14 protein-coding genes are annotated in these 14,825 nt (G+C 64.2%); 5 read left to right on the top strand and 9 right to left on the bottom strand.

The window, feature by feature from the left end:
- Positions 1–6: 6 nt before the first annotated feature.
- From BM154_RS01435 to BM154_RS01455, 5 genes are all read right to left on the bottom strand, one after another.
- Positions 7–2,016: an alpha-1,4-glucan--maltose-1-phosphate maltosyltransferase gene (locus BM154_RS01435; protein ID WP_074880055.1), complete on the bottom strand. Its 2,010-nt coding sequence runs from the start codon at positions 2,014–2,016 to the stop codon at positions 7–9.
- A 253-nt stretch (positions 2,017–2,269) separates the two neighbouring features.
- The gene (gene ligD, locus BM154_RS01440) at positions 2,270–4,849 is read right to left on the bottom strand and encodes a DNA ligase D (RefSeq protein ID WP_074880058.1); all 2,580 of its coding nucleotides are present in this window, start codon (positions 4,847–4,849) and stop codon (positions 2,270–2,272) included.
- Positions 4,850–4,860: 11 nt separating this feature from the next.
- Positions 4,861–5,685: a non-homologous end joining protein Ku gene (gene ku / locus BM154_RS01445; RefSeq protein ID WP_074880061.1), complete on the bottom strand. Its 825-nt coding sequence runs from the start codon at positions 5,683–5,685 to the stop codon at positions 4,861–4,863.
- 121 nt (positions 5,686–5,806) lie between these two features.
- Positions 5,807–6,049 (bottom strand): hypothetical protein, encoded by a 243-nt coding sequence (locus tag BM154_RS01450; protein ID WP_074880063.1) that lies wholly within the window; start codon positions 6,047–6,049, stop codon positions 5,807–5,809.
- Positions 6,050–6,113: 64 nt separating this feature from the next.
- A complete protein-coding gene (locus BM154_RS01455) occupies positions 6,114–6,602 on the bottom strand; it encodes an MgtC/SapB family protein (protein WP_111464740.1) in 489 nt (162 codons plus the stop codon).
- A gap of 211 nt (positions 6,603–6,813) precedes the next feature.
- Here BM154_RS01455 and BM154_RS24090 point away from each other — a divergent pair, with 211 nt between their 5' ends.
- Genes BM154_RS24090 through BM154_RS01470 form a run of 3 tightly spaced genes read left to right on the top strand, consistent with a single transcriptional unit; the run spans position 6,814 to position 7,864 of the window.
- The gene (locus BM154_RS24090) at positions 6,814–7,032 is read left to right on the top strand and encodes a hypothetical protein (protein WP_074880066.1); all 219 of its coding nucleotides are present in this window, start codon (positions 6,814–6,816) and stop codon (positions 7,030–7,032) included.
- 8 nt (positions 7,033–7,040) lie between these two features.
- Positions 7,041–7,619 (top strand): NAD(P)H-binding protein, encoded by a 579-nt coding sequence (locus BM154_RS01465; RefSeq protein WP_074880069.1) that lies wholly within the window; start codon positions 7,041–7,043, stop codon positions 7,617–7,619.
- Complete coding sequence (locus BM154_RS01470; protein ID WP_074880072.1) at positions 7,616–7,864, top strand: hypothetical protein; 249 nt, start codon at positions 7,616–7,618, stop codon at positions 7,862–7,864. The genes BM154_RS01465 and BM154_RS01470 overlap by 4 nt, the downstream gene beginning before the upstream one ends.
- Positions 7,865–8,143: 279 nt before the next feature.
- Here the strand turns inward: BM154_RS01470 and katE are convergent, their stop codons facing one another.
- The 3 genes from katE to BM154_RS01485 form a co-directional block, all read right to left on the bottom strand.
- Complete coding sequence (katE, locus tag BM154_RS01475; protein WP_074880074.1) at positions 8,144–10,282, bottom strand: catalase HPII; 2,139 nt, start codon at positions 10,280–10,282, stop codon at positions 8,144–8,146.
- A gap of 252 nt (positions 10,283–10,534) precedes the next feature.
- Complete coding sequence (locus BM154_RS01480; protein ID WP_074880077.1) at positions 10,535–12,991, bottom strand: glycogen/starch/alpha-glucan phosphorylase; 2,457 nt, start codon at positions 12,989–12,991, stop codon at positions 10,535–10,537.
- A 20-nt stretch (positions 12,992–13,011) separates the two neighbouring features.
- Complete coding sequence (locus BM154_RS01485) at positions 13,012–13,410, bottom strand: DUF2513 domain-containing protein (RefSeq protein ID WP_074880080.1); 399 nt, start codon at positions 13,408–13,410, stop codon at positions 13,012–13,014.
- A 217-nt stretch (positions 13,411–13,627) separates the two neighbouring features.
- Here BM154_RS01485 and BM154_RS01490 point away from each other — a divergent pair, with 217 nt between their 5' ends.
- Both BM154_RS01490 and BM154_RS01495 read left to right on the top strand, forming a co-directional pair.
- Positions 13,628–14,005 carry a Rho termination factor N-terminal domain-containing protein gene (locus BM154_RS01490; RefSeq protein ID WP_074880083.1) on the top strand — a complete coding sequence of 126 codons (378 nt, stop codon included), beginning with the start codon at positions 13,628–13,630 and terminating at the stop codon, positions 14,003–14,005.
- 11 nt (positions 14,006–14,016) lie between these two features.
- On the top strand, positions 14,017–14,274 hold the full coding sequence (locus tag BM154_RS01495) for a DUF2892 domain-containing protein (RefSeq protein ID WP_074880087.1): 258 nt from the start codon (positions 14,017–14,019) through the stop codon (positions 14,272–14,274).
- Positions 14,275–14,310: 36 nt separating this feature from the next.
- Here BM154_RS01495 and BM154_RS01500 read toward each other — a convergent pair whose 3' ends face one another.
- A complete protein-coding gene (locus BM154_RS01500; RefSeq protein ID WP_074880090.1) occupies positions 14,311–14,703 on the bottom strand; it encodes a flagellar basal body L-ring protein FlgH in 393 nt (130 codons plus the stop codon).
- Positions 14,704–14,825 lie beyond the last annotated feature (122 nt).

Genomic DNA, 14,825 nt, shown 5'->3' on the forward strand with positions numbered 1-14,825 from the left:
GGTTCCTCAGCTCGCCACGCGGATGCGCCAGATGCCGAATGGCTGATGCCACGGCTCGATGCGCATCCACTGGGTCTTGCCGTACCACTGCCAGGTGTGGCCGGTCATCAGGTCTTCGCCATGGGTGGTGGCGTGGTCATCGACGCCCAGCTCCCACAGCGGCAATTCGAAGTGCGCCTCCTGGGCGTTGTGCGGGTCGAGGCTGACCGCCACCAGGATGAAATTCTCGCGATCGGCGGTGCGCTTGCCGAAATACAGGATGTTGTCGTTCCAGCAGGTGTAGGCCTTGAAGCCGAGGTGCGTCTGCAGCGCCGGGTTCTGGCGGCGGATGCGGTTGAGCTGGGCGATCTCGGCGACGATGTTGCCCGGCGCCTGATAGTCGCGAACGCGGATCTCGTACTTCTCCGAATCCAGGTATTCCTCCTTGCCTGGCACCGGCAGGGACTCGCAGATCTCGAAGCCCGAATACATGCCCCACAGCCCGGACCCCATGGTCGCCAGGGCTGCGCGGATCAGAAAACCGGCACGGCCGCTGTGATGCAGGAAATGGGGATTGATGTCCGGGGTGTTGACGAAGAAGTTCGGCCGGTAGCAATCGCGCCACGGCGCTTCGTTGAGCTCGGTGAGGTAACTTTCCAGTTCGGCCTTGGTATTGCGCCAGGTGAAATAGGTGTAGCTCTGGGTAAAGCCCAGCTTGCCCAGGCGCGCCATCATCGCCGGGCGGGTAAAGGCCTCGGCGAGGAACATCACCTGCGGGTGGCTCTTGCGGATGTCGGCGATCAGCCATTCCCAGAACGGCAGCGGCTTGGTGTGCGGGTTGTCGACCCGGAACTGGTAGACCCCCAGGTCGACCCAGCCGCGCACCACGTCACGCAGCGCCAGCCACAGATCGGGCACCGCGTCCTTGGCGTAGAAGTCGACGTTGACGATGTCTTCGTACTTCTTCGGCGGGTTTTCCGCATGGCGGATGGTGCCATCCGGGCGCCAGCTGAACCAGCCGGGATGCTGTTGCAGCCAGGGGTGATCGGGCGAGCACTGGATGGCGAAATCCAGGGCGATCTCCAGGTCGTGCTCACGGGCCGCTTCGACCAGCGCCACGAAATCCTCGCGAGTGCCAAGCTGCGGGTGAATGGCCTCATGGCCGCCCTCGGGGCTGCCGATGGCATAGGGGCTGCCAGGATCATCCGGCCCTGCTGTCAGCGAATTGTTGCGGCCCTTGCGGTGCGTGGTACCGATGGGATGGATCGGCGGGAAATACAGCACGTCGAAGCCCATGGCCTGGATGGCCGGCAGGCGCTTGATCACGTCCCGGAAGGTACCATGACGCGCCGGGTCTTCGGTTTCCGAGCGCGGGAACAGCTCGTACCAACTGGCAAAGCGCGCCAGCGGCCGCTCCACATCGAGCAGGTAGGTGGCACTGCGCGTGCGATGCGGGTGGCCCTCGGCACGACGCACCAGCGCCACGGTCTCGGGGGCCAGCAACAGTGCGACACGCTCGTCGAGGCTCTGCAGCTCCGGCAGCTCGTCACACAAGGCCTGCAGCGCAACGGCCAGATCCCCTTCGGCGCGTTCGGCGGCTTCGCGCAGCAAGGCCTGACCTTCCTGCAGTTCCAGGTTGATGGTCACCCCGGCAGCGAACTTCTTCGAGAGCTCGTAGCAATAGCTGGCGTAGATGTCCCACCAGGCTTCGATCAGAAATTCCACCTCGCCAACGCGCTGCGGCGTGATCTCGGCCTGCCAGCGATCATGGCCCAGCTCCTCCAGCGGCTGGCGGTGCCAGTCGCCAGCGCCCAGATCGCGCCACAGCACTTCGCCGGCCAGTTTGTCGTGGCCATCGGCAAAGATCAGCGCACTGACCGTCACTCGATCGCCGGCAATCGCCTTGGCGGCGAAGCGCCCCTGCTCGACCTGCGGCTCGACCTCTTCGATGGCCAGGCGCGGTAACTCCAGCGCCCTTTCCAAAGACAATTCGCCATGGTTCAAACGATCGGGCTCTTGCAGATAAGCAGATGGCATCGAAACGGGCTCCTCACGCCTGACAGGCGTATAAGCTGTTCGCCCCAAGGCAGATGCCCTGGGACCGTACGCGACAGGCGTACCTGAATGCGGATTCGCCGCGACACCCATGCCCTACGCCACCGCACCGACCGGCTTCGGAGTGCGGTGTGACAGGGGCTGCGGGCGCCGCGACCTGTCTATCTCCGAACCTGGCGCGTTCGGCAAAGTTCAGAGTTTCCGAGCGCAGGCATGCCTGCCCCGGCGCGCCTGCTCATGGCGCCTCGGCGCCGAGCTTTTTCCACATCGCCTGGCTGATGCGTTGACGGTTGGCATAGCCGGCCCAGGGATCGTCCGACAGTGCAGCCAGGCGTTGCTGCAGGTTGCCGATATGCCACTGCTTGGAGTCGCGCAACTGCGCCAGCTCCTCGCGCCCGATCGGTACCGACACCGGCAAACCAGGCCGCGCACGCACCGAATAGGCGGCGACGGTACTGGCGCCGCGCCCGTTGCGCAGGTAATCCACATAGACCTTGCCGATGCGGTTCTTCGGCCCCATGCGGGCACTGAAGCGATCCGGCAGCTCGCTGGCCATGAATTGCGAGAATGCCTTGCCAAAGGCTTTCAGAGTGTCCCAGTCGATGTGCCGGGCCAGCGGCACCACCAGGTGCATGCCACTGCCACCGCTGGTTTTCAGAAAAGCCTCCAGGCCCAGTTCATCGAGCACCGCCAGGCTCAGGCGCGTGGCTTCGAGCACCGCACGCCAGGGCAATGCCGGATCCGGGTCGAGATCGAGGATCAGCCGATCAGGCTTTTCGATGCTGGCGTAGGCGGCGTTCCAGGTGTGCAATTCGAGGGTGCCCATCTGCACGGCGCCGACCAGGGCCGGCACGCTGTCGATGGTCATCAGCCGATCGTGGCCGGGATCCAGGGCGGCATCCAGATGGCGGATGTTGGGAATGTCCAGGCGCTCGGCATGCTTCTGGAAGAATTGCTCGCCGCCGACGCCGCTTGGGGCCCGCAGCAGCGAAACCGGCCGATTGCGCACCTCGGGCAGCAACCACTCGGCGATCTCGGCATAGAAGCGCGCCAGCTGCGCCTTGGTCGTGCCGCTCTGCTCGTCGACGACCCGCTCGGGATGGCTGACCGACACCTCGCCAATCTGCTCACGCCCCTTGCGGCCGGATGCCTTGGCGGAGGGCTTGTCGCGCGCGGCGTGTTCTTCCACGGCCTGCGCCGGCGCAGCCTGCTCCTCGACGATCTGCTCGGCCGGCTTGTCGCTGCGCTCGCCGACGAAAGCGCCCTGACGCACCAGACCTTCCCCGGTCCAGCCGGCGAATGCCACTTCGACCACCAGCTGCGGCTCGATCCACTGCACGCCACGGCGCTGCGCCGCGCTGGGCTGCTTGTGCAGCGGCGAATCATCACGGGCCAGGGCCTTCATGCGCTTGTGCAGGCTGCCGAGCAGCGCCTCGTTGAAACCGGTGCCGACCCGCCCCGCATAGCGCAGGCCCTTGTCTTCGTTGACTGCCAGCAGCAGCGCGCCGAAACCCGAGCGGCTGCCCTGGGGCTTGGTAAAACCGACCACCACGAACTCCTGGCGTTGCCGGCACTTGAGCTTGATCCAGTCAGCGCTGCGCGAGGAGCGATAAGGGCTGCCGGCACGCTTGCCGATCACCCCTTCCAGGCCCAACGCGCAGGCACTGCCCAGCACGCTCTGATGATCGACCTCGAAGGCCTCGGAGAAACGCAGCGGCCCGCGCCGCTTGGGCAACCTATCGAGCAACGCGGCGCGGCGCTGCTCGACCGGCAATTCACGCTGGTCGACACCGTCGAGCCAGGGTGCGTCGAACAGGAAATACAGGATGTCGCCACTGCGCGCCTCGTCGAAGGCGTTCTGCAGGGCCTGGAAATCGGGCATGCCCTGCTCATCGAGCACCACCGCCTCGCCATCCAGCCAGCTGTCGCCGAGCCCCAGCTTGGCCAGGGCCTTGGCCTGGGGCACCATGCGCGCCGTCCAGTCATGGCCGTTGCGGCTGAACAGCGTAACCTCGCGCGCTTCGATACGCGCCATGATGCGGTAGCCGTCGTACTTGATCTCGTAGATCCAGTCGCCGGCCGGCGGCGCCTCGACCAGGGTCGCCAGCTGCGGCGACAGGGTATCCGGCATGACCGATCGGGCGGTTTTGCCGGCCTTGGCCTTTGTCGCGGCCTTGGCCGCCTTGGCTGGCGTCTTGCCGCGCGGCTTGGCCTTGCTCGCCTGGTTGGCAGCCGGCTTTGCCATGCCGCCGACCAGTTCACCGCTGATCACGCTGGCTGGCAGTTCGCTGACGATGTCGTACTCGTCGGCCGGCCTGGCCACGTCGTCCTGCTCCTTGATCAGCAACCATTGCTGCTTGTCGCCACTGCCCTTCAGGCGCGTGCGCACCAGTGTCCAGGCGCCGCTGAGCTTTTCGCCGACCAGGCTGAACTTGAGCTTACCTGCCTCGTAGGCCGCCACAGGGTCACCCTCGGGCTGCCAGATGCCGTGGTCCCAGACGATCACGTCGCCTGCACCGTAGTTGCCCTCGGCGATGCTGCCCTCGAAACTGGCATAGGCCAGCGGGTGGTCCTCGACGTGCACGGCGAGGCGTTTCTGGCTGGGATCCAGGCTCGGCCCCTTGGGCACTGCCCAGCTTTTCAGAGTACCCTCCAGCTCCAGGCGAAAATCGTAGTGCAGGTGCCGTGCATCGTGCTTCTGCACCACGAAACGCAGCGCCCCGGCCTTGGCGCGGCTGCGCCGGCCGGTCTCACGGGGCTCGCTGGTGGATTCGAAATTGCGCTTGCGGTTGTAATCGCTGGTTGCCTTGGCCATGGCCGCTCACCTCACTTGGACGAGCGTTTGCGCGCCGGCTTGCTGGAATTGCCTTCCAGGCTGCGCTTGAGCAGATCGGTAAGGTCGATGACGTCGGCGCTCTTGCTCGGCGGCTTGCGCTCGCCGCTTTCCACATCCTCGATCTTGCCGGCCTTGGCCTTTTTCTCGACCAGCTTCATGATCTTGTCGCGGAAGGTGTCCTGGTATTCGTCCGGTTCCCACTCGACGGCCATATCGCGCACCAGGCGCTTGGCCATGTCGCGCTCGCCCTTGCTGAGCTTGGCGCCGGTCACCGCGGTGCTCAGTTCCAGGGTATCGAGCCCGCGTACCTCATCGGGCCAGCGCAGCATCACCAGCAACAGCGCGTCGCCATCGACCATCACCGCCGCCAGGTGCTGCTTGACGTGCAGCACCACGTTGGCGAGCGCCACCTTGCCGGAGTCCTTGAGGGTCTGCTGCAGCAGCGCATAGACCTTCTCGCCGCGCTTGTCTGGGGCCAGGTAGTAAGGGCGCTCGATGTTCTGCAGGGGAATGGCCTTGGCGTCGATGAAGCCGAAGATGTCGATGGTCTGGGTAGATTCCGGGTGGGCGGCGCGGATTTCGTCCTCGCTGATGATCACGTAGCGGCCCTTCTCCACCTGCACGCCCTTGGCGATGTGTTCCTTGTCGACTTCCTTGCCGGTGGCCTTGTTGACGCGCTTGTAACCCACCGGTTCCATGCTGCGCGAGTCGAGCCAGTCGAAGTCGATGCCCTTGGACTCGGTCGCCGAGACCAGTGATACGGGAATATGAACCAGCCCGAAACTGATCGCCCCTTTCCAGATTGCACGCGCCATACCGCCGTCTCCCGTGATAAGCATCTGTACGGGTGACCGGACGGCGAAAACAAAAGTTTCAATGATCCGCCGGAGGGCCCGGCAGCAGCGGCGCCGGATCGCGCCGGCAGCGAGGGACGGCCTAGAGGGCGACGCCGTCGCGGTAGATCACGTCGCCGTCGATGGTGATGTCACGAATCTGTCGCAGCAGGTTGTCGGCGGCGGTTTCTGCCTCGCTCTCGCACACCGAGCCCAGGGCTGGAACCCAAAGCAGCTGCACGGCCGCGCCGGCATACTTGGGCTGGTACTCGATCAGGCCAACGTAGTGCTGGCCGTCCTTCATGGCGTCCGTCCAGGCGATGCATTGCTTGAAATTTCGGAACATACCAGGCTCCAGTTCTCACGAGGTACTGCATAGGAACGCAAGCGGGCCGCGGACGTTCCCGTCTTCAGCGCGCGCGCTTTTCCAGCCAGGCGATCAGATGCGGCACGGTATTGAAAATGAACAGCGCCATCAGCGTGGCCAATACCGCCGTGGCCTCACGGCCCATGCCGATGGTGATGCCGATTGCGGCGGTCAGCCAGATACCGGCCGCAGTGGTCAGGCCCTTCACCTCGGTCATCGAGTCGCCCTTGATGATGGTGCCGGCGCAGAGAAACCCGATGCCGGCAACCAGACCTTGAATGACCCGGCTCATGGCATCGTGCTCGGCGCCCATCTGCGCCGGCACCAGCACGAACATCGCCGAGCCGATCGCCACCAGCATATGGGTGCGCACCCCGGCTGCCTTGCCGCTGGTCTCGCGCTCGAGCCCCAGGAGGCCGCCCAGCAGCGCTGCCAGCAAAAGGCGAAGGGTGACCTGGGTGAATTGCTCGGGGCTGCTCAGATCGGAAAATTCGTTGGCCAGCGTGGCCAATACTGCGTCCCAGAAACTCAAGTCGATTGCTCCAGCCTGCTCGATCAGGAAGTAAGCGCAGCGCTCCCGCCGCGCTGCTGTAATCGACCCCGTAGACAGGCAGAGGTTTGGCTTTTTTTGTGGCTGACCGCTGGGCGAAAAACCTGAACGAGGCGCAACGCCGGCCAGTCTGCTGTGATGACAGGCAAGCATGCCGCCACGCGCCCAGAGCGCCCGACGATTAGAGGTTCGGATGGCCAGAAATCACTACTTCCTCGTCAGCTACCGGCTTGGCAAACAGAAGAAAGCCACCGAGGTGCAGGCCGCGGCCTCGGTGCTGACGCCCGAGCAGGCCCGCTACCACGTCGAATCGCTGCACAGCAGCGAGCTGCCCAGCGAAATCACCGATATCGATGTGCAGCCGCTGGGCGACTCGAGCGAGCAGGAACCCGGGCAACAACGGCAGACCTGAGTGAAATCATGAGCGAGCTACGCCCCATCGAAAAGATTGCCCTCTACGGTGCGCCGGACCGCATAGCCGATGCCCTGCAGGAAACGTTGCTGGAGCGCGGCCTGCAGGTAGTGGTGATCGTCGACGACCCTACCGACATCGCCGCCCGCCCGGGGCTGGCGGCCAAGAGCGGCACGCCGTTCCAGGCCGACAGCGTGGCGCGCAGCGTAGCCGGTATGGATGCGGTGCTGGTGGTGCTTGGCAGCCGTCAGTTGCGCGCCGACGGATTCGAACGCGCCAATGACGCCATCATCGCGCTGCTCGAAGGCCTGCCCACGGCCGGGGTGGAGCGTTTGCTGCTGATCGGCGATCACCACTGGCTGGATGAGGAACCGGCGGCGCCCGCCGACAAGCTCGAGCATTTGCAACACAGCCTGCACAAATCACCGGTGGCCTGGACGCTGATCGACGCGCCCGCTACCGAGCCTACTGCAATCATCACCCTGCAACATTATGCCTGCAGCGTGATAGACCAATGCCTGGTGGGGACGAGCGTCAAACAACGTTTGCACGTCGACTCTCGCCCGCAGGCCGAGGAGGCACCATGAGTCCTGAAAGCTATATCCTGTTGATGATATCCGGTTGGCTGCTGGTTTCGGCGGCCATGCTCTGGGGCATGCTGCGCCTGCTCAATCGCTACCAGCTCGAGGCCCAGCTGGCCGAGGAGTTTCCACCCTTGCCCGCCGCCCCGCGTGATCCGGCCTGGCGCCGTCAGCATGCACCACGTCGCGCCAAACTGCGGGCCCGTGCCCAGCGCACCTGCCAACAACATGCGCATATGCTGACCAGCTAGGAACATGGTCCTCGATTTTTTGGCGACATGATGAGCTGTTACAAGGCAGGAGCGAACGGCCGGCGACTCATGGGAGGGGCTTTAGCCGCGAGCTCTTTACGCCTAGCCAGGCAAAATCGAGGCTAAAGCCTCTCCCACAGAAGCTCAGCTCACCGCCCTCTTCCGCCTTTTGCAGACAGGTCGCTGAAACCCAGCCGAAAGATCGTGAAAAAGGTTCTGATACTCAATTCTTTAATCGATTGAAAGCCCCTGCACCTCCAGTGCAGGGGCTTTTTCACGTCAGGCTGGAATCGCCTTGGTCAGCGGCTCGCGCGCCCACACGCGGTGCTTGGCGATTGCTGTGGTGAACGGCTGAACCAGGGCGCTACCGGTCTGCCCGGTGAGCAGGCCGTCATCCTTCTGGAGGCGCAGCAACTGCAGCAGGTCAGCGGACTCACCGCACAGGGCGATGGCCTTGAGGTGCTTGTAGGCCTCTAGCAGGTAATGCAGCGCCACGCCATCGCCCTCCAGGGCTTTGGCGAAGCTTGCGCCACCGGGTACCCATACGGCATCGAAGGCCACCGACGGCAGGCCCTGCATCGAGTCGTTGGGCACCAGCTGCTTACCGGCATCGCTGTTCACCGGCGCCGCACTTGGTGCCAGCAGTTTGAAATGCGCGCCCTGCTTGTCCAACTCGGCGGTAAGCGCATCGATATCAGCCTGCTTGACGCCCTCGCCGATCAGGATCGCCACCTTGCGCGACTTGATGTTGCCCGGCAGCAGGTTCATCTGGCTCAACGCCGGCGATTCCTTCAGGGAAATCTCCGGCACCTGCACGGTCGGCCCGTTCGGCACATCCACGCCGATGTTGGCCGCCACCTGCCGGGCCAGTTCCAGATCGATGTTGGCGAGAATCTCGTGCACCTGGCGCTTGCGGATATGCATGCGCTCGACCTTGCCCAGCTCGAAGCTGTAGGCGGCGACGATATGCGCCTTCTCGGCCGCGCTCATGCTGTTGAAGAACAGCCGGGCCTGGGAGAAGTGATCGCCGAACGACTCGGCGCGCTTGCGGATCTTAGGCCCCGATACTTCTTCGGGATAGCTGACGTAACCGCCGCCCTTCGGCGCTTCCGGGGTTTCCTTCGGCCAGCCGCCATCGATGGAGTTCGGCTCGTAGGAGGCACGACCCTTGTTGATGGTCTGGCGATGGAAGGAGTCGCGGTTGTTGTTGTGGAACGGACACACCGGGCGGTTGATCGGGATCTCGTTGAAGTTCGGGCCACCGAGACGCAGCAGCTGGGTGTCGGTGTAGGAGAACAGCCGGCCCTGCAGCAGCGGGTCATTGGTGAAGTCGATGCCGGGTACGATGTTGGCCATCTGAAAGGCCACCTGCTCGGTCTCGGCGAAGAAGTTGTCCGGGTTGCGGTTGAGCACCAACTTGCCGACAACGCGCACCGGCACCTGCTCCTCGGGCACCAGCTTGGTGGCGTCGAGCAGGTCGAAGTCGAATTTGTGCTCGTCTTCCTCGGGGATCACCTGCAGGCCCAGTTCCCACTCCAGCGGGTCACCGTTCTCGATGTCGTCCCACAGGGTGCGGCGATGGAAGTCCGGGTCCTTGCCGGCAAGCTTCTGCGCCTCGTCCCAGACCAGCGAGAAGACCCCGGCCACCGGCCGCCAGTGGAACTTGACGAAGTGCGCGCGGCCTTCGGCGTTGACCAGCCGATAGGTGTGCACGCCAAAACCCTGCATGCCACGAAAGCCCACCGGAATAGCACGGTCGGACATGGTCCAGAGCACCATGTGCGCCGACTCGGGAGTCAGGGAAACGAAATCCCAGAAGGTGTCATGGGCCGAGGCGCCGGTGGGAATCTCGTTGTGGGGCTCGGGCTTTACCGCATGCACGAAGTCGGGAAACTTGATGGCGTCCTGGATGAAGAACACCGGCATGTTGTTGCCGATCAGGTCGAAGTTGCCTTCGTCGGTATAGAACTTGGTGGCAAAGCCACGCACATCCCGCACCGTATCGGCCGAGCCGCGCGGGCCCTGCACGGTGGAGAAGCGCACGAACACCGGAGTCTGCTTGCTCGGGTCGGTGAGAAAGTCTGCCTTGGTCAGCTCACTCAGGTCTTCATAGACCTGGAAGTAGCCATGGGCCGCCGCACCGCGGGCATGCACCACGCGCTCCGGGATGCGCTCGTGGTCGAAGTGGGTGAGTTTCTCGCGCAGCAGGAAGTCTTCGAGCAGCGACGGGCCGCGCTCGCCAGCGCGCAGGCTGTTCTGGTTGTCGGCGATACGGGTGCCGTGGTCGGTGGTCAGCGCCTGGCCGGTGGCATCTTCGCGAAAGCGCTCCAGTTGCTCGAGCTTCTTGTTGCTGTTGCCGCGATCCACGGTGTCGGTTCCCGCCAATTCGCTGGTGCGGCCTTTGTCTCTGGATTCCATCAGTCATCTCCTCGCAGTGGTATCGCCCGCCAGATCGGCTGATCGGGGGCAACAGCGCCCTCCGCGCTCAGGCAGGCGCGGTTTGGACGTGTGGACGCCTCAGGAATGTGAGGCCATGCGGGTGGGGATGTTCGGGTTATTTAGCGAAGCGGCGCCCGGCAACGGGACGGACGGGCATGCACGCCTGGCGAGGCCATGTAAAAAAGCCCGGCATACGCGAGGCATGCCGGGCTTCTGTCACTCCCCCATCGGTCAACCGTCGATGCCGGCCACGTTCCAGATTTCCTTGGCGTATTCGCGAATGGTGCGATCCGAGGAGAACCAGCCGGTACGCGCGGTGTTGAGCACCGCCGCCTGCCACCAGCGATCCGGCGTGCGCCACAGCATGTCGACCTTGCGCTGGGCATCCCAGTAAGCCTGGAAGTCGGCACATACCAGGAAGCGGTCATGGGCCAGCAAGCCATCGATGAGACCGACATAGCGGCCAGGATCGTCCGGCGAGAACACCCCGGAGCGAATCGCTTCCAGCGCGCCGGCCAGCCGTTCGGAGGACGCCACTTCGGCGTTCATGTTCAGGTCACGGCGCGAGCGCGCCGCCACCTGCTGTGCGGTCATGCCGAAGATGAACATGTTCTCGCGGCCGATCTGCTCGGACATCTCCACGTTGGCGCCGTCCAGGGTGCCGATGGTCAGTGCGCCGTTGAGGGCGAACTTCATGTTGCTGGTGCCGGACGCCTCCAGCCCCGCCGTGGAAATCTGCTCGGAGAGATCGGCGGCGGGGATGATCACCTCGGCCAGACTGACGTTGTAGTTGGGGATGAACACCACCTTGAGCAGCCCGCGCAGGGTCGGGTCGGCATTCACGGTGCGGCTGATGTCGTTGGCCAGCTTGATGATCAGCTTGGCCTGGTGATAGCTGGCCGCAGCCTTGCCGGCGAAGATCTTCACCCGCGGCGCCCAGTCGGTGGCCGGGTCGTTGCGCATCGCCTGGTACAGCGCCACGGTGTGCAGCAGGTTGAGCAGTTGGCGCTTGTACTCGTGGATGCGCTTGACCTGCACGTCGAAGATCGCCTGGGTGTCCAGGCTGATGCCCATGCGCTCGCGCACCAACTCTGCCAGGGCACGCTTGGCGTGCTGGCGCTGCGACGCGAACTGCTTGCGGAACGAGGATTTGGCAGCGAAGGGTTCCAGCGAGCGCAGGGTGGTTTCCGGCGTGTCGAGCACCCCTTCGCCAAGTGCGCCGACCAGCAGCTCGGTCAGCTGCGGGTTGGACTGATACAGCCAGCGGCGGAAGGTCACGCCGTTGGTCTTGTTGTTGATGCGTTCCGGGTACAGGCGATGGAAGTCGCTGAACACGCTCTTGCGCATCAGGTTGGTGTGCAGCGCCGAGACGCCGTTGATGCTGTGCGAGCCGAGGAACGCCAGGTTGCCCATGCGCACGCGGCGGCCATGATCCTCGTCGATCAGCGAAACCGAACGCAGTAGGTCGAAGTCGTGGATCTCCTTGGCCCGCAGCGAATCGATATGATAGGCGTTGATCAGGTAGATGATCTGCATGTGCCGCGGCAGCAGGCGCTCCATCAACGACACCGGCCAGGACTCCAGCGCCTCGGGCAACAGGGTGTGGTTGGTATAGGACAGCGTCGCCGTGGTCAGCTTCCAGGCCTCGAACCATTCCAGGCGGTACACGTCGACCAGCAGGCGCATCAGCTCGGCCACGGCGATCGCCGGGTGGGTGTCATTGAGCTGGATGGCGACGCGGTCGGGAAGCGAGTGAATGTCGAGGTTCAACTCCAGGTGCCGGGCGATCAGATCCTGCAGCGAAGCGGAAACGAAGAAGAACTCCTGGCGCAGGCGCAGCTCCTGGCCGGCTTCGGTGCTGTCCGCCGGATAGAGTACCCGGGAGATGCTCTCGGCCTTGACCACGTCGGCCACGGCGCCGAAATGGTCACCGGCGTTGAAGCGCTCCAGCTGCAGGTCTTCCTCGGCGCGGGCGCGCCACAGGCGCAGGGTATTGACGCTGGAATGACGCCAGCCGACCACCGGCGTGTCATAGGCGATGGCGCGCACCTGTTCGTTGGGCTGCCACTCGTAGCGCGATACCTCGCCGGACTCCGCTAGGTTGACCACGCTGCCACCGAAGCCGACGCGGTAACTGACCTCCGGGCGCTCGAATTCCCAGGGGTTGCCGAAATCCAGCCAGGTCTCGGTGTGCTCCTGCTGCCAGCCGTCGACCACCACCTGGCGGAACAGACCGTGTTCGTAGCGAATGCCGTAGCCGTGGGCGGCGATGTTCAGGGTCGCCATGCTTTCCATGAAGCAGGCAGCCAGGCGGCCCAGGCCACCGTTGCCAAGGGCGGCGTCCGGCTCCAGGTTGCGGATCTGTTCGAAATCGACGTCCAGCTGGGCGAGGGCCTCGCGTGCGGTATCCAGCAGCCCGAGGTTGCTGAGGTTGTCGACCAGCAGGCGGCCGATCAGGAACTCCAGCGAGAGGTAATAGACACGCTTCTGCTCTTGGCGGTCGACCTGCAGGGAAGCATCTTCCCAGTGATCGATCAGATGGTCACGGGCCGCCAGGGCGACCGCTTCGAACCAGTCGTGGGCAAAGGCGTTGCCTGGATCCTTGCCCACCGAGTACCTGAGCTTGGCCAGGATCAGTTGTTTGAAAGTATTGACGGTGTCTGTTGCTTTCACTGCTTCCTCGGCCATTGCGGGTTCACTCCCTGAATTCAGTTATAGACGTGACCGTTGAGGCCCTCATCGGCACCGCGACCAGCGGCGTACAACATGGAGTCGGCGGTCGGAGCGTTTTTCAGCCCTTCGTAGGTGATACCGCCAGCACGGGCCTGCAGATAGGCTTTCTTGGCTTCCCACAGCGAATCCTCGCGGATACCGTCCAGGAGGTCATGGCCGGTCAGGGTCAGACCATTGGCAATGGACACCGGCGCGCCATTCCATGGATGGTGTTGGGAGCACTCGATCAGATTGGCCTGGCACATCAGATGAATATGGTAGCTGACCGATTCGGCGGTATGCCCGGCGACCTGCTGCGGGTAGAAATGGTGGCCAGTTTCCAGCGCTTCGATTTGCAGCAGCAGTTCACGGATCAGTTCCCAATCACGTTTCATCGTCAATCTCCTCATGAAAGTTCAGCGCGGCGGTGAGCGCAAGCCAGAGCCTTCGGCACCCTGCCGCGAAAGCACTTAGCAATGAGTGCACCACCTGCGGCAGAGTTCAACCCGTCTGCCGAATTGCCGACGACCACTCATCCACCACCTTGAACCGGGCGATTTCAGGCCTGCCACAACGGTATCCAATGCTGCATCGTTGAGCGGGAGAGCTGATATGCCACGTGGAAGCAAAGACAAGTACACCGAGGCCCAGAAACGCAAGGCCGCGGCCATCGAATCCAGTTACGAAGAACGCGGCGTCTCCGAGGAGCAAGCACGCGCGCGGGCCTGGGCGACCGTCAACAAGCAATCCGGAGGAGGCGAGCGTGCCGGCGGCTCGGGGCGGCAGACCAGCCAGGCACAGAAGGCTGGTGCCCGCAAGGACTCCGCCCGCCAGGCAGCGGCGAGCCGTCGTGGCGAAGCGCACCCGGATCGGCCTCTGGAAGAGCACAGCAAACAGGAGCTGTTGCACCTGGCCCGCGCCCGACAGATCAGCGGCCGTTCGACCATGCGCAAGGCGCAATTGATCAGCGCCTTGAAAAAGGCCTCTTGAGCGGAGTTCCCATGCCTGAACAGCCTGGCAAACAACCTGCGGTCGACCTGGCGCCCATGGAACGGGTGATTTCCATCGCCGGCGGCGTGCTGTTGATCCGCAAGGGGCTGGCCATTCGCGGCGTGATCGGCCTGACCGATATCGCTGCCGGCGCCCTGGGCATATTTCGCGGCGTAACCGGCATCTGCCCGGCCAAGCGGCACATGGCAGGGCGCGCCAAAGCCGCCACGCTCAAGCGCCTGCCGCCGCCACGACGGCTGCTCGATTAGCTCCTGCGAACGCTTACAACCGGTAACGGCGCGCGGCTAGCGGTAGGAGCAGATCATCGCTAGAAACTGGTTTTCGGTGCTGGTTCCGTGGGGCGCCGCCTCGTCCCAGAGCAGCAATTCGCCGTTGTAGTGGGCGAAGTACAGCGCGCCTTGCTGCTCGTCACGCCTGGCAAAGCCACACACGGCTAAGTCATCGCCGGCGGCATTGGCTGCCGTGCCGAACAGCGTATCGAACTCGACGCCTTGGGCATCGATAGCGGTGAGCAGGCTGGCCTTGGCGGCCTGGATAGCCGCCTTGGGCGGTGTGACCTGCACCCGGGTCGGGTTAATCTTGCCAGTCACTGGCACCTGCAGCGCGGGCGCTGTGCCGGGGCTGGCGCAGCCCGCCAACATTAACAGCGCGGCGCAACCGGCCATCAGGATTTTCATGCATCTACTCCATAGCATCGGATCGGCACCGCCCGGCTTGTACTGCAGACAATCGCCGGCGGCGCCGCAGTGTATGCCAGATAGGCGCCGGGCACCGCGCTCGCACCTGACAGCGATGCGTG

It is taken from the genome of Phytopseudomonas argentinensis, from assembly GCF_900113905.1.
GTDB lineage: Bacteria > Pseudomonadota > Gammaproteobacteria > Pseudomonadales > Pseudomonadaceae > Aquipseudomonas > Aquipseudomonas argentinensis.